16 protein-coding genes are annotated in these 15,752 nt (G+C 75.2%); 3 read left to right on the top strand and 13 right to left on the bottom strand.

From position 1 onward, the window contains the following. Nucleotides 1-28 precede the first annotated feature (28 nt). The 3 genes from SGUI_RS16665 to SGUI_RS16655 all read right to left on the bottom strand — a co-directional run bounded on the left by SGUI_RS16665 (nt 29) and on the right by SGUI_RS16655 (nt 4,684). The gene (locus SGUI_RS16665) at nt 29-535 is read right to left on the bottom strand and encodes a tetratricopeptide repeat protein (protein WP_066642229.1); all 507 of its coding nucleotides are present in this window, start codon (nt 533-535) and stop codon (nt 29-31) included. Beyond that, nucleotides 532-4,203 (bottom strand): chromosome segregation protein SMC, encoded by a 3,672-nt coding sequence (gene smc, locus SGUI_RS16660; RefSeq protein ID WP_066642223.1) that lies wholly within the window; start codon nt 4,201-4,203, stop codon nt 532-534. The genes SGUI_RS16665 and smc overlap by 4 nt, the downstream gene beginning before the upstream one ends. A 199-nt stretch (nt 4,204-4,402) precedes the next feature. Then, nucleotides 4,403-4,684 (bottom strand): acylphosphatase, encoded by a 282-nt coding sequence (locus tag SGUI_RS16655; RefSeq protein ID WP_066642222.1) that lies wholly within the window; start codon nt 4,682-4,684, stop codon nt 4,403-4,405. 23 nt (nt 4,685-4,707) lie between these two features. Here SGUI_RS16655 and SGUI_RS16650 point away from each other — a divergent pair, with 23 nt between their 5' ends. Both SGUI_RS16650 and SGUI_RS16645 read left to right on the top strand, forming a co-directional pair. Next, on the top strand, nt 4,708-5,766 hold the full coding sequence (locus SGUI_RS16650) for a Gfo/Idh/MocA family protein (protein WP_066642212.1): 1,059 nt from the start codon (nt 4,708-4,710) through the stop codon (nt 5,764-5,766). After that, complete coding sequence (locus SGUI_RS16645) at nt 5,766-6,056, top strand: hypothetical protein (protein ID WP_157621897.1); 291 nt, start codon at nt 5,766-5,768, stop codon at nt 6,054-6,056. The genes SGUI_RS16650 and SGUI_RS16645 overlap by 1 nt, the downstream gene beginning before the upstream one ends. Before the next feature lie 6 nt (nt 6,057-6,062). Here the strand turns inward: SGUI_RS16645 and mutM are convergent, their stop codons facing one another. From mutM to SGUI_RS16600, 9 genes are all read right to left on the bottom strand, one after another. After that, nucleotides 6,063-6,956 carry a bifunctional DNA-formamidopyrimidine glycosylase/DNA-(apurinic or apyrimidinic site) lyase gene (mutM, locus tag SGUI_RS16640; RefSeq protein ID WP_066642207.1) on the bottom strand — a complete coding sequence of 298 codons (894 nt, stop codon included), beginning with the start codon at nt 6,954-6,956 and terminating at the stop codon, nt 6,063-6,065. A gap of 4 nt (nt 6,957-6,960) precedes the next feature. Beyond that, nucleotides 6,961-7,713, bottom strand: coding sequence for a ribonuclease III (gene rnc, locus SGUI_RS16635; protein WP_066642206.1), 753 nt, complete (start codon nt 7,711-7,713; stop codon nt 6,961-6,963). Nucleotides 7,714-7,728: 15 nt separating this feature from the next. Next, nucleotides 7,729-7,923 (bottom strand): 50S ribosomal protein L32, encoded by a 195-nt coding sequence (gene rpmF / locus SGUI_RS16630; protein WP_058892500.1) that lies wholly within the window; start codon nt 7,921-7,923, stop codon nt 7,729-7,731. Nucleotide 7,924: 1 nt separating this feature from the next. Continuing rightward, a complete protein-coding gene (locus tag SGUI_RS16625; protein WP_066642204.1) occupies nt 7,925-8,524 on the bottom strand; it encodes a YceD family protein in 600 nt (199 codons plus the stop codon). Nucleotides 8,525-8,639: 115 nt separating this feature from the next. Next, on the bottom strand, nt 8,640-9,122 hold the full coding sequence (gene coaD, locus SGUI_RS16620) for a pantetheine-phosphate adenylyltransferase (RefSeq protein ID WP_066642202.1): 483 nt from the start codon (nt 9,120-9,122) through the stop codon (nt 8,640-8,642). 24 nt (nt 9,123-9,146) lie between these two features. After that, complete coding sequence (locus SGUI_RS16615; RefSeq protein ID WP_066642199.1) at nt 9,147-9,689, bottom strand: hemerythrin domain-containing protein; 543 nt, start codon at nt 9,687-9,689, stop codon at nt 9,147-9,149. A 25-nt stretch (nt 9,690-9,714) separates the two neighbouring features. Then, a complete protein-coding gene (gene rsmD, locus SGUI_RS16610) occupies nt 9,715-10,290 on the bottom strand; it encodes a 16S rRNA (guanine(966)-N(2))-methyltransferase RsmD (RefSeq protein ID WP_066642197.1) in 576 nt (191 codons plus the stop codon). 4 nt (nt 10,291-10,294) lie between these two features. Then, a complete protein-coding gene (locus SGUI_RS16605) occupies nt 10,295-12,607 on the bottom strand; it encodes an ATP-dependent DNA helicase RecG (RefSeq protein WP_083190778.1) in 2,313 nt (770 codons plus the stop codon). Further along, nucleotides 12,607-14,265 carry a DAK2 domain-containing protein gene (locus SGUI_RS16600; protein ID WP_066642194.1) on the bottom strand — a complete coding sequence of 553 codons (1,659 nt, stop codon included), beginning with the start codon at nt 14,263-14,265 and terminating at the stop codon, nt 12,607-12,609. Before SGUI_RS16600 ends, SGUI_RS16605 begins: the two co-directional genes overlap by 1 nt. Nucleotides 14,266-14,460: 195 nt before the next feature. Here SGUI_RS16600 and rpmB point away from each other — a divergent pair, with 195 nt between their 5' ends. Then, nucleotides 14,461-14,646 (top strand): 50S ribosomal protein L28, encoded by a 186-nt coding sequence (gene rpmB, locus SGUI_RS17260; RefSeq protein WP_083190777.1) that lies wholly within the window; start codon nt 14,461-14,463, stop codon nt 14,644-14,646. 87 nt (nt 14,647-14,733) lie between these two features. Here rpmB and thiL read toward each other — a convergent pair whose 3' ends face one another. Further along, nucleotides 14,734-15,729, bottom strand: a complete 996-nt coding sequence (thiL, locus tag SGUI_RS16595) for a thiamine-phosphate kinase (RefSeq protein ID WP_066642191.1) — start codon at nt 15,727-15,729, stop codon at nt 14,734-14,736. Nucleotides 15,730-15,752 lie beyond the last annotated feature (23 nt).

The following is a 15,752-nucleotide window of genomic DNA, read 5'->3' as shown; positions in this document are numbered from 1 at the left end:
AGACCGTGCGGCCGGTCGGGTCAGGCGCTCAGGGGTGCAGGTCCTGCTCGATCCGGCGCAGCGTCTGCCGGGTGGAGGCGACGAGGCCGGGGTCACCGGCGGCCTCGCGCAGGGTCAGCGCCAGGGAGGCCGCCGTGTGCGCCTCTTCGGGTCGGCCCTCGTCGAGCAACGCCTTGGCCCGGTGCTGGTGCACCAGGGCGGTCCGTGCGTCGTCGCCGGCGAGCACCTCCTGGGCGGCGTCGAGCAGGGCGTGCGCCTGCGCGTACTCGCCGCGCCAGTGGTGCACATGGGCGAGCCGGACCGCGGCCAGGGCCCACGCCGGCGATCCCTCCTCCAGCTCGCGGATGCGGTCCCGCCCGGCGTCCAGCGCCCGGTCGAGCTCGCCGAGCATGCGCAGCAGCGCGACGGCGTGCGGGTCCTGCGGCGTCTCCTGCACCCACTCGCGGGTCTCGTCCTCGTCGAGCAGCTCCTCGCGCAGGGTGTCGTCGTCGATGACGTAGGCGGGGAACTCGGCACCGCCGAAGACGACGGTCATGCGGGTGACGGCTCGGGCTCGGGGACCGCAGTGCGCGTCGGCTGCTCGACCCCCTCGGCGGCCACGTCCTTGATCCGCTGGCTGACGACGGTGGTCACCCCGTCGCCGCGCATCGAGACGCCGTAGAGCGCGTCGGCGATCTCCATGGTGCGCTTCTGGTGGGTGATGACGATGAGCTGGCTGGAGTCGCGCAGCTCCTCGAAGAGCGTGATGAGCCGCCCCAGGTTGGTGTCGTCGAGCGCGGCCTCCACCTCGTCCATGATGTAGAACGGGCTCGGCCGCGCCTTGAAGATCGCGACCAGCAGCGCCACCGCCGTCAACGACCGCTCCCCGCCGGAGAGCAGCGAGAGCCGCTTGATCTTCTTGCCGGGGGGCCGCGCCTCCACCTCGATCCCGGTGGTGAGCATGTCGTCCGGGTCGGTCAGGGTGATCCGGCCCTCACCGCCCGGGAAGAGGCGGGAGAAGACCCGCTCGAACTGCTCCGCGGTGTCGTGGAAGGCCTCGGTGAACACCCGCTCGACCCGCTCGTCGACCGAGCGGACGATCTCCAGCAGGTCCGCCTTGCTCCGGCGCAGGTCCTCGACCTGCTCGGTGAGGAAGGTATGCCGTTCCTCCAGCGCCGCGAACTCCTCCAGCGCGAGGGGGTTGACCTTGCCGAGCTGGGTGAGCGCGCGCTCGGCCTTGCGCAGCCGCTTGTCCTGGACCTCGCGGACGAAGGGCTGCGGCTCGGGTGCCTCGCCGTCCTCCGGGGCCGGGTCGTCCGGGCCGGGGATGTGCGGCACCGGCAGGTGCGGGCCGTACTCCTCCACGAGCGTCTGGGGGTCCACCCCGAGCTCGTCCAGGGAACGGGCCTGGAGGGCCTCGATGCGCAGCCGCTGCTCGGCGCGGGCGATCTCGTCGGCGTGCACCGAGTCGGTGAGGTCGCGCAGGTCGTCGGCGAGCTCCCGGGCCCTCTGCCGCGCCGCCGCGAGCGCCTGGTCCCGCTCGGCCTGCTCGGCCTGGCCACGGGCCCGCTCCTGCGTGGCACGCTCCAGGGCCTCCTGCGCCCGCACCAGCACGTAGGACGCCCCGACGCGGACCGCCTCGGCGGTGGTCCGCTCACGCGCCCGGCGCTCGCGACGCTGCGCGGCCTGCCGGCGGGCGGCGAGCTCGCCGTCGGCCGCGGACTCCAGGCTGTCGGCCCGGCCGGCGAGCGCGGTCACCCGCTCCTCCTGGGTGCGCAGCGCCAGCCGTGCCTCGGTCTCCAGGGTGCGAGCCCGGGCCGCGGCCTCGGCCAGCCGCTCCCGGTCGCCGGTGTCCGGCTCCTCCGTGCCCTCCTGGCTCGCGAGGTCCTCGGCGTCGGCCAGGCGCGCCTCCAGCTCGGCGAGCTCGGCACGGGTGGCGGCCATGGACTCCTCGGCGGTGCCGATGGCGGTGGTCGCCCGCTCGTGCTCGGCCCGGGCGGTGCGCATGGTCTGGCCGAGCTGGGAGAGCTGCTCGGCCACCGCCGTCATCCGCGCGTCCGAGTCGTGCAGCGCGTCGAGGGCCTCGTCGGCGGCCCGCTGGGCCCCCTCGAGGTCGTCCCGGGCGGAGCCGAGCGCGAAGGTGGCCCGCTCGGCGCGGGAGGTGGCCTCGCGCACCCCCTCCTGCGCCTCCTCCAGGGCCGAGGTGAGCTCCAGCAGGCTCGGGGCGGCGGACGAGCCGCCACGCACCCACCCCGGCCCGTAGACGTCGCCCGCCCCGGTGACCACGGTGACCCCGGGCAGGGCCTGTACCAGCAGCGCGGCGTCGTCAACCTCGTCCACGAGCGCGACCCGCTCCAGCAGCCCGCTGACGGCCCGGCGCAGCGGCTCGTCACCCCCCTTGGCCCGCACCATGTCCGCGGCCCAGACGGCATACCCGGGCAGCTCGGGCCAGCCCGCGCGAGCCTCGCCCTCGTCACCGGCGAGCAGCTCGGGCACCACGAGCCCGGCCTGCCCCTGCTCCTGGTCCCGCAGCCAGGCGAGCGCCTGCTGCGCCGGGCCCAGCCCCTCGGCCACGAGCGCCTCCCCGGCCCAGCCGAGTGCCGCCGCGACCGCGGCCTCCCGTCCGGGCTCGACCACCACGTGGTCGGTGAGCGTGCCGGTCACGCCGCCGACGGCCTCGGCCGACAGGAGGGCGCTGGCCCCGTCGGTGCGCCGCAGGCTCAGCGACAGCGCCTCCACCCGGGCCTCCCACCGCGCCTGCTCGGCCTGTGCCGTCCGCAGCTCCTCGGTGAGCCGCTCGACCTCCTCGAGCGACTCGGCGCGCCGCGCCTCCGCGGCCTCGTAGTGGTCGTCGAGGCCCTCCTCGCCCTGCTCGACGTCCAGCACCGTGCCCTCGAGCCCGGCGTAGTCCCGCTCCGCCTTCTCCGCGCGCCCCACGACGGCGGCGGCGACCTCCTGCAGCCGGGTGACCTCGTCCTCGCCCGCCTCCAGCCGGGAACGGCGGGCGGCCACCTGCCCGGACAGCCGGGCCAGACCCTCGCGCCGGTCCGCCGCCGCGCGGGCGAGGCGCTGCAACCGTGCCTGCTCCTGGGCGTGCGCCTCCTCGGCACCGGCCCGCTCCCCCTCGGCGTCGGCGAGGGCGGTGGCGAGCTCGGCGACGCGGGTCTGCAGCTCGGCCTCCTCAGCCCGCACCCGGGCGGCCTGGGCGCGCAGCTCCTCGGGGTCGCGACCCCGGCGGGACCGGCCGCTCTCCTCGGCGGCGAGCTCCTCGGCCTCGGCGCCGAGCAGTCGGGTCCGCTCGGCGGCCAGGTCACCCAGCGCGCGGACCCGCTCCACCAGGGAGGAGAGGGCATACCACCGGTCCTGGACCGCGGTGAGGGCCGGCGCGCCCGCGGCCCGCTCCTGCTCGAGCTCGGCGACCCGGGCCTCGGCGACCCGCGCCGCCTCCTGCACCCGGGTGCGGCGCTCGAGGAGCGCCTGCTCGTCGGCGAGCTCGGCCTCCAGCGCGCTGGTGAGCTGCACGAGGTCGTCGGCGAGGATCCGCAGCCGCGCGTCCCGGACCTCGGCCTGGATCGTCGCGGCCCGGCGCGCCGTCTCCGCCTGCCGCCCGAGCGGACCGAGCTGGCGTCGGATCTCGGTGGTGAGGTCGGTGAGCCGGGTGAGGTTGCCCTCCATCGTGTCCAGCTTGCGCAGCGCGCGCTCCTTGCGCTTGCGGTGCTTGAGGACCCCGGCGGCCTCCTCGATGAAGCCGCGGCGCTCCTCGGGCGTGGCGCGCAGCACCTGGTCGAGCTGGCCCTGCCCGACGATGACGTGCATCTCCCGCCCGATGCCGGAGTCGGAGAGCAGCTCCTGCACGTCGAGCAGTCGGCACGAGGTGCCGTTGATGGCATACTCCGACCCCCCGGTGCGGAACATCGTGCGGGTGATCGTCACCTCGCTGTAGTCGATGGGCAGCGCGCCGTCGGTGTTGTCGATGGTCAGCGAGACCTCGGCGCGGCCCAGCGGCTGGCGGCCCGAGGTGCCGGCGAAGATGACGTCCTCCATCTTGCCGCCGCGCAGGCTCTTGGCCCCCTGCTCCCCCATCACCCACGCCAGCGCGTCGACGACGTTGGACTTGCCCGAGCCGTTGGGACCCACGATGCAGGTGATGCCCGGCTCCAGGCGCATGCTCGTCGTCGAGGCGAACGACTTGAAGCCCTTGAGGGTCAGGCTCTTCACGTACATCTGGCGCTCTTCCGCGGTCGGGTCGGGCTCGTCGGCTCCCGGTCACCATACTGGCGAGGTATGCCGGACCCGTGCCGCCGCGCGGCCGGTCGGCGCAAACCGTGCGGCCGGTCGGCGCAAACCGTGCGGCCGGTCGGCGCAAACCGTGCGGCCGGTCGGCGCAAACCGTGCGGGCGGTCGGCGCAAACCGTGCGGGCGGTCAGCGCTCGACGAAGCCGGAGAGCCCCTCGCGGACGTCGTGCCACTGGACCGCTACGCCGGTGACGTTCCCGGGACGGCTGTGGGTCGAGGGGTCCTCCTGCAGCAGCCCGACGAGCGAGTCGATCGCGGCGCGCCCGCCCTGGGCGTTCACCTCGACCCGTCCGTCCGGCAGGTTCCGGGCGTGCCCGACGAGGTCCAGCTCGAGCGCCCGGGCCCGGGTCCACCAGCGGAAACCGACACCCTGGACCCGGCCGCGGACGAAGATCAGCGCGCGCTCCATGGCTCCGAGACTACGGTGGACCCATGACCGACCCGTCGACGACCGCACGTCCGCCGGCCGATCCGCCGGTCTCCGACCGCCCCGTCCGGTGGGGGCTGCTCGCCGCCGGGGGCATCGCCCGGGCCCTGGCGCAGGCCATCGCCGCCGTCGACGGGGGTGAGGTGGTCGCCGTGGCGGCCCGGGACGGCGGGCGGGCCAGGGCCTTCGCCGACGAGTTCGGCATCCCCCGCGCCTACGGCAGCTACGACGAGCTCATGGCCGACCCCGAGGTCGACGCGGTCTACATCTCCTCGACCCATCCCTTCCACCGGGACCAGGCGCTGGCCTGCATCGAGGCCGGCAAGCACGTGCTCGTCGAGAAGCCGACGACGCTGACCGTCCGCGACACCGAGGAGGTGCTCGAGGCCGCGCGCGAGGCAGGGGTCCTCGCGGTCGAGGCCATGTGGACCCGGTGCCAGCCGATCGTCCTGGACGCCCTCGCCCGGGTGCGCGGCGGCGACATCGGGACGGTCCGCAGCTTCCACGCCGCCTTCCCGGTGCCCTTCGAGTACGACGAGTCGCACCGCCTCTTCGACCTGGACAACGGGGGCGGGGCGCTGCTCGACCTCGGGATCTACCCGGTGACCCTGGCCCACCTGCTGGTCGGCCACCCCACCCACCTGCACGTGCTGGGCTCCCGGGTCGCGACCGGCGCCGACGCCCTGGTGTCGCTGCAGTGGATGACCGAGGAGGGCGCGGTGGTGCAGGTCCTCACGGACTCGCTCTCGCACGGCAGCACCGAGACGATCGTGCGGGGCACGGAGGGCTCGCTCCAGCTCCACGGCCCCCTCAACAACCCGACCTCGTTCACCGTCCGCCGCGGCGAGCACGAGGAGCTGGTGAGCGGCGGCGACCGCCGCGGCTACGAGCACGAGGTGGAGGAGTTCCACCGCTGCCTCGCCGAGGGCCTGCTGGAGTCGCCGCTCGTACCGCACGCGGACACCGTCGCGATCATGACGATCCTGGAGAGCGCGCGGCGCGAGCTCGGCGTCCGCTACCCGCAGGAGGAAGAGCCGCTGCAGACCACCGCCGCGGTGACGTGATGGTCGAGCTCGCCGTCTTCGCGCTCGTCGCCGTCCTGCTGCTGGCCCTCCTGGGCCGCGCGGCCACCCCGCGCGGCGAGCGCGTGCCGCTGCGGCAGTGGACCCCGGTCCACGTGATCGACCTCGTCGGTCGCGCGCTCCGCCTCTTCGTCGACTCGGGCAAGGAGCGCGCCCATCGCCAGGAGCTCGCCCGCCGGGCGGTGGAGGGTGACCGCCCGGAGAAGCCGCGCAAGAGGTGGCGCGACCAGCTGCCCCCTGCCCCGCCCAACCCGGAGGACGACGAGCGCTGAGGCGGCTCAGCCCCGCCGCGCCCGCGGCGCCGGCTGGCAGCGGGGGCAGAAGTGCGAGCTGCGGTTCATGAACTCCTCGCGCCGGATCGCCGCCCCGCACCGCCGGCACGGGCGTCCGGTCTGCCCGTAGGCCTCCAGCGACCGGTCGAAGTAGCCGCTCGCCCCGTTGACGTTGACGTAGAGCGCGTCGAAGCTGGTGCCACCCTGCCCGAGCGCGTCCCGCATGACGTCCGCGGCGTGGTCGAGCACCCGCCCGAGCGCGGGCTTGGTGAGGCCCGACGTCAGCCGCCGCCCGTGGACCTGGGCGCGCCACAGCGCCTCGTCGGCGTAGATGTTGCCGATCCCGCTCACCACCCCCTGGTCCAGCAGCACCCGCTTGAGCGCGACGTCCTTGCCCTTCATCCGCCGCACCACGGCGGCCCGGTCGAAGGACTCCTCGAGCGGGTCGGGCGCGATGTGCAGCACCGGCTCCGGTATGCCGTGCCCGTGCCCGTCCCCGCTCCGGTCGGGCTGGAGCGGGGTGAGGGCCAACCCGCCGAAGGTGCGCTGGTCGACGAAGCGCAGCTGGGGCCCGTCGTCGTGGAAGTCCAGGGTGGCGTGCAGGTGCTTCTCCGGCGGTGCGCCGGCGTCCTCGACGAGGAGCTGGCCGCTCATCCCGAGGTGCACGACGAGCGCCTGGGGGTCGTCGGCCGGTGGCTGCAGCACCAGCCAGAGGTACTTCCCCCTCCGGTCCGCGGCGAGCACCTGCGCGTCGGCCAGCCGCGCGGCCAGGTCGGCCGGTCCCGCCACGTGGCGGCGCGCGACCCGGGCGCCGGTCAGCCGGGCGGCACGGATGTGCCGACCCACGACGTGGGTCTCGAGGCCACGACGGACGACCTCGACCTCCGGGAGCTCCGGCACGCGCTCAGCCGGGCCCGTCGCCGGTGGCGGCCTCCACGGTGGGCTCGGTCGAGACCACCTGGGCGGCGCGCTCGGTGAGCAGCTGCCAGCCCTGCTCGGCGGCCTGCTGCTCGGCCAGCTTCTTGGACCGCCCCACCCCGGTCCCGACGACCTCGTCGGCCACGACCGCGCGGGCGGTGAACGTCTTGCTGTGGTCCGGCCCCTCCGCGTCCACGAGGTACTGCGGCTGGCCGAGGTCACCGGCAGAGGCGACCTCTTGCAGGCTGGTCTTCCAGTCCAGCGCGGCCCCGAGGCCGGCGCTGCGCCGCATCAGCGGGTCCAGCACGTGGTGCACGTAGGTGGAGGCGGCGGGCAGCCCCGAGGACAGGTAGACGCAGCCGATGACGGCTTCGGTGGTGTCGGCGAGGATCGAGTCCTTGTCCCGGCCACCGGTGGCCTCCTCCCCCTTGCCGAGCAGCACGAAGTCGCCGAGCTCGGCGACCCGGGCGACCTCGGCGAGCGCGCGCGAGTTCACGACGGCCGCGCGCAGCTTGGCCAGCTGACCCTCGGTGAGGTCGGGGTGGGTGCGGTAGAGCGCGTCGGTGACCACGACCCCCAGCACGGAGTCACCGAGGAACTCCAGCCGCTCGTTGTGCGGCTGCCCGTCGTTCTCGTAGGAGAACGACCGGTGCGTCAGGGCACGCAGCAGCAGCGCCTCGTCGCACGCCTCACCGACCACCTCGGCGAGGCGGTCGGCCAGCTCGGAGACGGGACGCACGCCGGTGCCCCGGGGTCAGCCCTGGTGCTCGGTGCGCTCGGCGGCGGCGTAGTGGCGGCCGCCGTAGGAGCCGCAGCTGGGGCACGCCTGGTGCGGGGTCGCCACGGCCTGGCACTGCGGGCAGGTGGTCAGCGCGATCGGCGCAGCCTTCCACTGGGAGCGGCGGTGCCGGGTGTTGGAACGGGACATCTTCCGCTTGGGAACGGCCACGTCAGGTCCTCTTCTCGTCGTCGTCGGCCGGCGTGGCCATCGCGGCCAGCGCCGACCACCGGGGGTCGATCACGTCGTGCGCGTGCCCCGGGTCGTCCGCCAGGCGTGCCCCGCACTCGGAGCACAGTCCCGGACAGTCGTCCCGGCACACCGGTTGGAAGGGCAGCTCGGTCACGACGGCGTCCCGCACGACCTCTTCGAGGTCCATGAGGTCTCCGTCGAGCGTGCGCTGCTCGTCCTCGTCGTCCGTGTCCTGGTCACCGACCGAGCGGCTGCCCACCTCCTGGTGGTGCGCCGCGCGGTCGGGGTAGGCATACAGCTCCTGGAACGGGACCTCGAGCTCGTCGACGATCTCATCCAGGCAGCGCACGCACTCCCCTCTCGCCGTGGCCTGCGCCGTCCCCGTCACCAGGATTCCCTCGACCACCGACTCCATCCGCAGCTCCAGCCGGACGGGGCGTCCGGCAGGGACCGCGACGACGTCGGTGCCCAGGGGCTCCGTCGTGGTCACCTCGCGCGAGAGCTCGCGCATGGTGCCGGGCCGGCGGACCAGCTCCCGGGTGTCGAACACCCAGTCGCGCTCCGTCTGCTGGGCAGCCATGGCAACAATCCCTCACGTTTGGTCTGACCTGCTGATCGGGTCCGGCCCTCGTCCACGGCGAGCATGGAAGGGACACAAACCGACGCACCAGACTACCGGAGCGGGTGCGGGCCACTCAAATCTGCCGCAGCGCCTTCAGCACCGGCGCGGGGACGAGCGCGGAGACGTCGCCGCCGAGCCGGTGGACCTCCTTGACCAGCGAGCTCGAGACGTGCTCCAGCGCCGGGTCCCCGGGCAGGAAGACCGTCTCGACCCCCGTGAGGTGCCGGTTCATGAGCGCCATCGGCAGCTCGTAGGCGAAGTCGGTGCCGCCCCGCAGCCCCTTGACGACCGCCTGCGCACCGACCTCCTGGCAGACGTCGACGAGCAGGCGCTCGGCATACGCCTCGACCCGCACCCTGTCCGCCACCTCGGGCGGCAGCGAGGCGGTGACCAGCTCCATCCGCCGGGGCACGGCGAAGGTGCCCTGCTTGGCGGGGTTGTGCAGCACGGCCACCACGACCTCGTCGTAGAGCGCGGCGGCGCGGGTCACGATGTCGACGTGGCCCAGGGTCACCGGGTCGAAGGAGCCGGGGCAGACGCAGCGGCGGGTCGACATGCCACGGACCCTACCGGGCCGGCGTCAGCCCTCGTCGTCCAGCAGCCCGTCCTCGCGGGCCTCCTCCACCAGGGCGCGGACCGTGTCCACGGTGACGCCCTCGTCGAGGTGACGGCCGCGGACCTCGAGGAAGGCCGCGCCCAGGTCGCGGCGGTCCTGCTCGCTGACGTCCTCGCGGGCCGGGTTGAGGATCGTCAGCTCCTCCTCGGTGAGGTGGTGCTGCAGCACCTCGTTCATCGCCTCCACCGCGTCGTCGAACTTCTGCGTGTCGGTGCCGGCGCACTCGAGCAGGTCGAGCAGGGCCTGGTTGATCTCGGCGTGCTCCTCCTCACCGTGCTCGGCCTCGTGCGCGTCGATGGCGTCCTTGCGCCGCAGGCGGGGGTAGACCTTCTCCTCCTCCGCCTCGCCGTGGGCGATGAGCACGCTCGCGAAGGCCGACCGCGCAGCAGCCCGGTCGGCGCTGCTGTCGCGCAGGTCGCGCATGAGCGCCTCGAAGAGCCGGTGGTCGTCGAGGATCAGCTCGACGACGTCGCCGGACACCGGGCGCGGGATGGTGTAGTCGCTCATCCCGCGATCCTCTCAGGCGGTCCGGTCAGCCGCCCGGCGAGGCGGCCGGCTCGCCGAGGTGCACCGCGGTCTCGCCGTAGCGCCGGGTGTCGAGGTGGCGCAGGCCCGGTGGCCAGTCCGGCCGGGGCGAGCGAGCGCTGCGCTCCACCACCACGAGCGCGTCCGGGTCGAGCCAGCCCCGGGAGACCAGGGAGTGCAGCACCTCGGCCAGCCCGGCCTCGTCCAGCGGGTAGGGCGGGTCGAGCAGCGCGAGGTGGTAGGTGTGCCCGCCGGGCCCGGCCTCCAGCACCGGCCCGACCTGCCCCACGACCACCTCGACGCCGGGTAGGCCCAGGTCCTGCGCGCTGCGCCCGACGAGGCCCGCCGTGGCCCGGTGCCGTTCCACGGCGAGCACGTGCGCTGCTCCCCGCGAGGCCGCCTCGAGCCCGAGGGCGCCGGAGCCGGCATACAGGTCGAGCACGGAGCAGCCGTCGAGGTCGAGGAGGGACTCGATCCGGGAGAACATCGCCTCCCGCACCCGGTCGGTCGTCGGCCTCGTCCCGGCGCCGCGGGGGGTATGCACGGTGCGCCCGCCGGCGCTCCCGGCGATGATCCTCGTCATCGGCTCAGCCCCGCTCCAGGAAGGCGGCGCTGGTCGCGTCGAGGCGGGTCAGGGCGTCGGCCAGCTCGGGGTGGCGCGCCAGGTCCGGGTCGGAGCCCACCGTCCGCCAGGCCGCCTCGTGCGCCTGCACGATGAGCTCCTCGTCCCGGGCGAGGCGCAGGAAGCGCAGTCCGCTGCGGCCGCCGCTCTGGCTGGCGCCGAGCACGTCGCCCTCGCGCCGGCCCTCCAGGTCGAGCCGGGCCAGCTCGAAGCCGTCGGTGGTCGCCGCCACCTGCTCCAAGCGCTCCATGGCGGCCGGGTCCACCCCCTCGCCCTGGGTGACGAGCAGGGCCAGCCCGGGCTTCCCGCCGCGACCGACCCGGCCGCGCAGCTGGTGCAGCTGGGAGATGCCGAACCGGTCCGCGTCGAGCAGCACCATCGTCGTGGCCCCGGGGACGTCGACCCCGACCTCGATGACGGTGGTCGAGACGAGCACCTCGACCCGTCCGGCGGCGAAGGCCTGCATGACCGCGTCCTTGTCCTCGGCAGGCATCCGCCCGTGCAGCACCTCGATCCGCAGGTCGCGCGTCGCGGGCAGCTCGCGCAGGCACCGGGCCACTTGGTGGACGCCGTGCAGCCCCGGCGGGCCGCCCGCCCCCTCGACCGGCTCGAGCGCACCGAGCAAGTCCGCGCCGTCGTCGCCGTCCTCCCCGGCGCCCGCCTCCCCGCCCAGAGGCAGGCCGGGCCCGTCGCCGCCCGCACCCGGCAGGTCGGGGTCCTCGACGTCACCGATCCGGGGACAGACGACATACACCTGGCCCCCGCCCCGGACCTCCTCGGCGACCCGCTCCCAGGTGCGTCGCACCCAGGCGGGTCGCTGGCCGTCGACGACGAAGCTGCTGATCGGGCGCCGCCCGCCCGGCAGCTCGCGCAGCGTGGAGATCTCCATGTCGCCGTAGACGGTCATCGCCACGGTGCGCGGGATCGGCGTGGCCGTCATGACCAACACGTGCGGCGCCGTGCCGCCCGGCGCCTTGGCCCGCAGGGCGTCGCGCTGCTCGACCCCGAAGCGGTGCTGCTCGTCGACGACGACCATCCCGAGGTCGGCGAACTGCACGTGCTGCTGGATGAGCGCGTGGGTGCCCACGACGATGCCGGCCTCCCCCGAGGCCGCGGCCAGCAGCGCCTGCCGGCGCTCGGCGGCCGACTGGCTCCCGGTGAGCAGCGCCAGCCGGGTGCCGTCGGCGAGCCCCCCGAGCAGACCGGCCTCGGCGATCGGCCCGAGCAGCTGGGTCATCGAGCGGTGGTGCTGCGCCGCGAGCACCTCGGTGGGCGCGAGCAGCGCGGCCTGGCCGCCGGAGTCGGCGACGGCGAGCATGGCCAGCAGCGCGAGCACCGTCTTGCCGGAGCCCACCTCGCCCTGGAGCAGGCGGTGCATCGGCACCTCCCGGCCCAGGTCGGCGAGCAGCTCGGCGAGGACCTCCTCCTGACCCTCGGTGAGCTCGAACGGCAGCCGCTGCCGCAGCTGGTGGCCCAGGCCCTGGTCCGCCGGGACCCGGGGACGGGCGGGCACCGCCTCGCTGGAGCGACGCACTCGCGCGAGCTGCGCCTGGACCGTGAAGGCCTCGCCGAACTTCAGCCGCCAGTGCCCCTTGCGGTGGTCCGCCTCGGCCCGGGGGCGGTGGACCAGCCGGTATGCCTCGAGCAGCCCGGGCAGGCCGACCTGGGTGCGCACGTCGCGCGGCACCGGGTCGGGGAGCTCGTCGAGGGCGTGGAAGACGAGCTCCAGGCACTGCCCGTGCACGATGGGTGACAGGCCCTTGGTCGCGGTGTAGACCGGCACCAGCCCGTCGAGCAGCCACTGGGCGGCGCCCTCCCCGCTCTCGGAGAGCGTGGCGTAGTCCGGGTGGGTCAGCTGCAGCGTGTCCCGCCACACCCCGATCTGGCCCGAGCAGACCACCCGCACCCCCGGGCGCAGCCGGTCCTGGTGGCCGTAGGGCTTGAAGAAGGTCAGCTGGATAACCCCTCCCGCGTCGTCGGCGACGTCGACGACGAGCCGGCGGCCGCGGCGGTTGCGCATCTGGTGGGTCGTCGCGGAGCGGACCGTGCCGACGACCACGACGTCCTCGCCGTGCGGCAGGTCGCGGAAGGCGGTGGGTCGGGTCGGGTCGAGGTAGGTGCGGGGCAGCCAGTCGAGCAGCTGGCCCACGGTGCGGATGCCGCGCGTCCGCTGAAGCGTCTGCGCGCTCCCACCGACGAGGTCCCGCAGCCCGAAGTCGAGCGGGTTGCCCTCGCCCTCGCCGACGGACCGCAGGTGCGCCCGCCCCGTGCCCGCCATCACTCGACCCCGAGCAGGACGGTATAGGTGGGCTGCCCCCCGTCCAGCACGTTCGTCTCGACCTCGGTGCCGGACCGCTGCTCCTCGACCGCCCGCTCCAGGGTCCTGCGCACGTCGTCGTCGGCGTCCTCGCCGAGCAGCACCGTGAGCAGCTCGACCCCCGGGTGCCACATCTGGTCGAGCACCGAGCTCGCCGCGGGCCCGAGGTCGTCCTCGACGGCGACGATCCCGTGGTCCACGATCCCCAGCCACTGGCCGGGGCGGCACGGTCCGGCCGGGGTGTCGGCTCCGCGGTCGGCCCGCGTGAGGGCGCCACCGTGCACCGCGGACGCCGCCGAGCCCATCGCCGAGGCGACCTGGTCCGGCCGCCCGTCCGGGTCGAGCACCGCGAGCGCCGCCATCCCCTCGAGGAGCGTGCGGGTCGGGACGACCTCGACCTCCAGCCCCTCGCGCCGCGCCTCGGCGGCCGCCGCCCGGGCGACCATCACCATGTCGTGGTCGTTGGGCAGGACGACGACGGCTGCCCCGTCGCAGGCGCGCACCGCGGCGAGCACCTCGCCCGCGGCGGCGCGCTGCCGCGGGCCGCTGGGCACGAGCACGGCCCCTGCGGCGGCCATGAGCTCCTCGACGCCGGCCCCGAGCACGCAGGAGACGACGCCGATGCCGCGCGGCAGGGGCGAGGTCCCGGATCCCCGGGCGACCCCCTCGTGGTCGCCGGTCAGGGAGGTCTGGCGCACCTCGCTCACGGTGCCCGCCAGCCCTCCGGCCTCGATGGCGGCCGCGGTGTCCTCCTCCTCGAGGTGCACGTGCACCTGGAACTCCTGCGGCCCGCCGGCCACGACGACGGAGTCGCCGAGGTGGGTCAGGTGGGCCCGCAGCCGCTCGGCCCGCTCCGGGTCGCTGTCCCGCAGGAGGAACATCACCTCCACGGCCTGCTCCTCCGAGCCCGTGGCGTCGGCCCGCGGGCGGACCGGGGCCGCGGACCACCACGGCGGCACCTCCCCGTCGGCGCCCACCGGGCGCTCGGCCAGGACGGCGTGCAGCGCCTCGACGACGAGCACCAGCCCCGCGCCACCGGCGTCGACCACGCCGGCGTCGCGCAGCTCGGGGAGCTGGTCGGGGGTGCGCGCCAGAGCCTCCTGGGCCGCGGCGAGCGCGGCGTCGACCACCGTGAGGACCTCGGTGGCTCCCTCGTCGACGGCGGCGCGCGCCCCGTCGGCGGCCGCGCGGGCGACGGTGAGGATCGTGCCCTCCACCGGCGCGGCGAGCGCGTCCCAGGCGCTGCGGGCGGCCGACTCGAAGGCCGTGGCGACCTCGTCGGGGCCGGCCTCCTCCACGTCGGGCGCCACGGCGTCGGCGAGGCCCCGGGTGAGCTGGGCCAGGATGACGCCCGAGTTGCCCCGCGCCGCCAGGAGCATGCCCCGGGCGATGAGGGCCAGCCCCTCCCGGAGCCGGTCGGTGCCGCCGCCGCTCTCGAACTGGACCCGCACGTGATCGAGGGCTCCGTCGAGGGTGCGGTACATGTTGGTGCCGGTGTCGCCGTCCGCGACCGGGAAGACGTTGAGCGCGTCGATCTGCTCCCGGGCCGCCGCGAGCGAGAGCCGCGCCGTGATCGCCCACCGGCGGGCGGTCACGAGGTCGAGCACGGGTCCGGGCACGGCACCAACCTAGTGCCCGGCACCCTCACCCCGGAGCGGCCCCACAGGCATACCCTGGGCCGCGGACCGGCCTGTCGGAGGGACGAGGTCGATGATTTGGGCGGCGCGAAGGCCGTCCGGTACGCTGGACCGGTTGCCCGCGCCCCGGCGCTGCGGGCCCGAGACCTTTCACCGGACGACCTTCAGGAGAACACCGTGGCTGCCACTTGCGACGTCTGCGGCAAGGGACCGAGCTTCGGTCACAGCATCTCGCACTCGCACCGCCGCACCAAGCGCCGCTGGAACCCCAACATCCAGCGCGTCCGCACCACCATGGGCGGGACCTCCAAGCGGCTCAACGTCTGCACCTCCTGCCTCAAGGCGGGCAAGGTCACCCGCTGACCTCCCGCTGACGGCAGGACCGAGCCGGCGCCGACCCTCCGGGGCGCGCCGGCTCTGCTGTGTCCGCGGCCGGCCCGACCCGGGCGGTCAGCCGCCGAAGTGGTCCCAGCCCCCGCCCGAGGGGTCGAGCTCCTGCTCCCCCAGGCGCACTCCCGGCTCCTCCTGCGCGGCCTCGACCCGGCCGAGGACGACCCAGCCGGCCGGCACGCGTCCGGGCGGGAAGGTCGCGAGCAGCTCGTGCTCCTCGCCGCCGCCGAGCACGGCCCGCAGCGCGTCCTGCTCCCCCACCTCGGGCGCGAGCCGACCGGCGAGCCCCGCCACCGCCGCCTCGTCGAGGACGAGGTCGACCCCGCTGGCGCGCGCCACCCGGGCCCCGTCGCGGCCCAGCCCGTCGGAGACGTCGATCATCGCCGTGGCGCCCACACGGGCCGCAACCGGGCCCTGCTCCAGGTCCACCCACGGCCGGCGGTGGTGGTCGACCCAGCGCCCTGCGCGTCGCCCCGCCCGGAGCTGCCCGAGCCCGGCCCCGGAGCGGCCCAGCGGCCCGGAGACGGCGAGGACGTCCCCGGGCCGGGCGCCGCTGCGCAGCACCGCCGCCGGTATGCCCTCGCCCAGCTCCCCGAGGGCGGTCACCGAGACCGCGACCACGCCGGGACCGGCCGCGCTCAGGTCGCCGCCGACGACGGGCACCCCGGCCCGCGCGCACGCGCGGGCCAGCCCGGTCGTGAGGTCGCGGCACCACGCCAGGGGCAGCTCCGGCTCGCAGAGCAGGGTGATGAGCACCCCGGTCCCGCGGCCGCCCATCGAGGCGAGGTCGGCGAGGTTCTGGGTGACGATCTTGTGGCCCACGTCCTCCCCGGTCGACCACTCGTCCAGCCAGTCCTGGCCCCGCACCATCGTGTCGGTCGTCGCGAGCACCGCCCCGGAGCGGACCCGCAGGTGCGCGGTGTCGTCCCCGGGACCCACGAGCAGGCCGTCCGCGCCCGCACCGTGCTCGGCCAGCACGCCGAAGACCTCGGTGAGGATGCCGCGCTCCCCCACCTCGCCGACCGTCCGTGCGCCACCGTCACCCGTGCTCTCCACCCCCGCACGGTAGCCTCCCCACC

The sequence above is a fragment of the Serinicoccus hydrothermalis genome (genome assembly GCF_001685415.1).
Lineage (GTDB): Bacteria > Actinomycetota > Actinomycetes > Actinomycetales > Dermatophilaceae > Ornithinicoccus > Ornithinicoccus hydrothermalis.
Note: the sequence above shows the minus strand (reverse complement) of the source record. Positions and strands in the feature narration are given on the sequence as shown.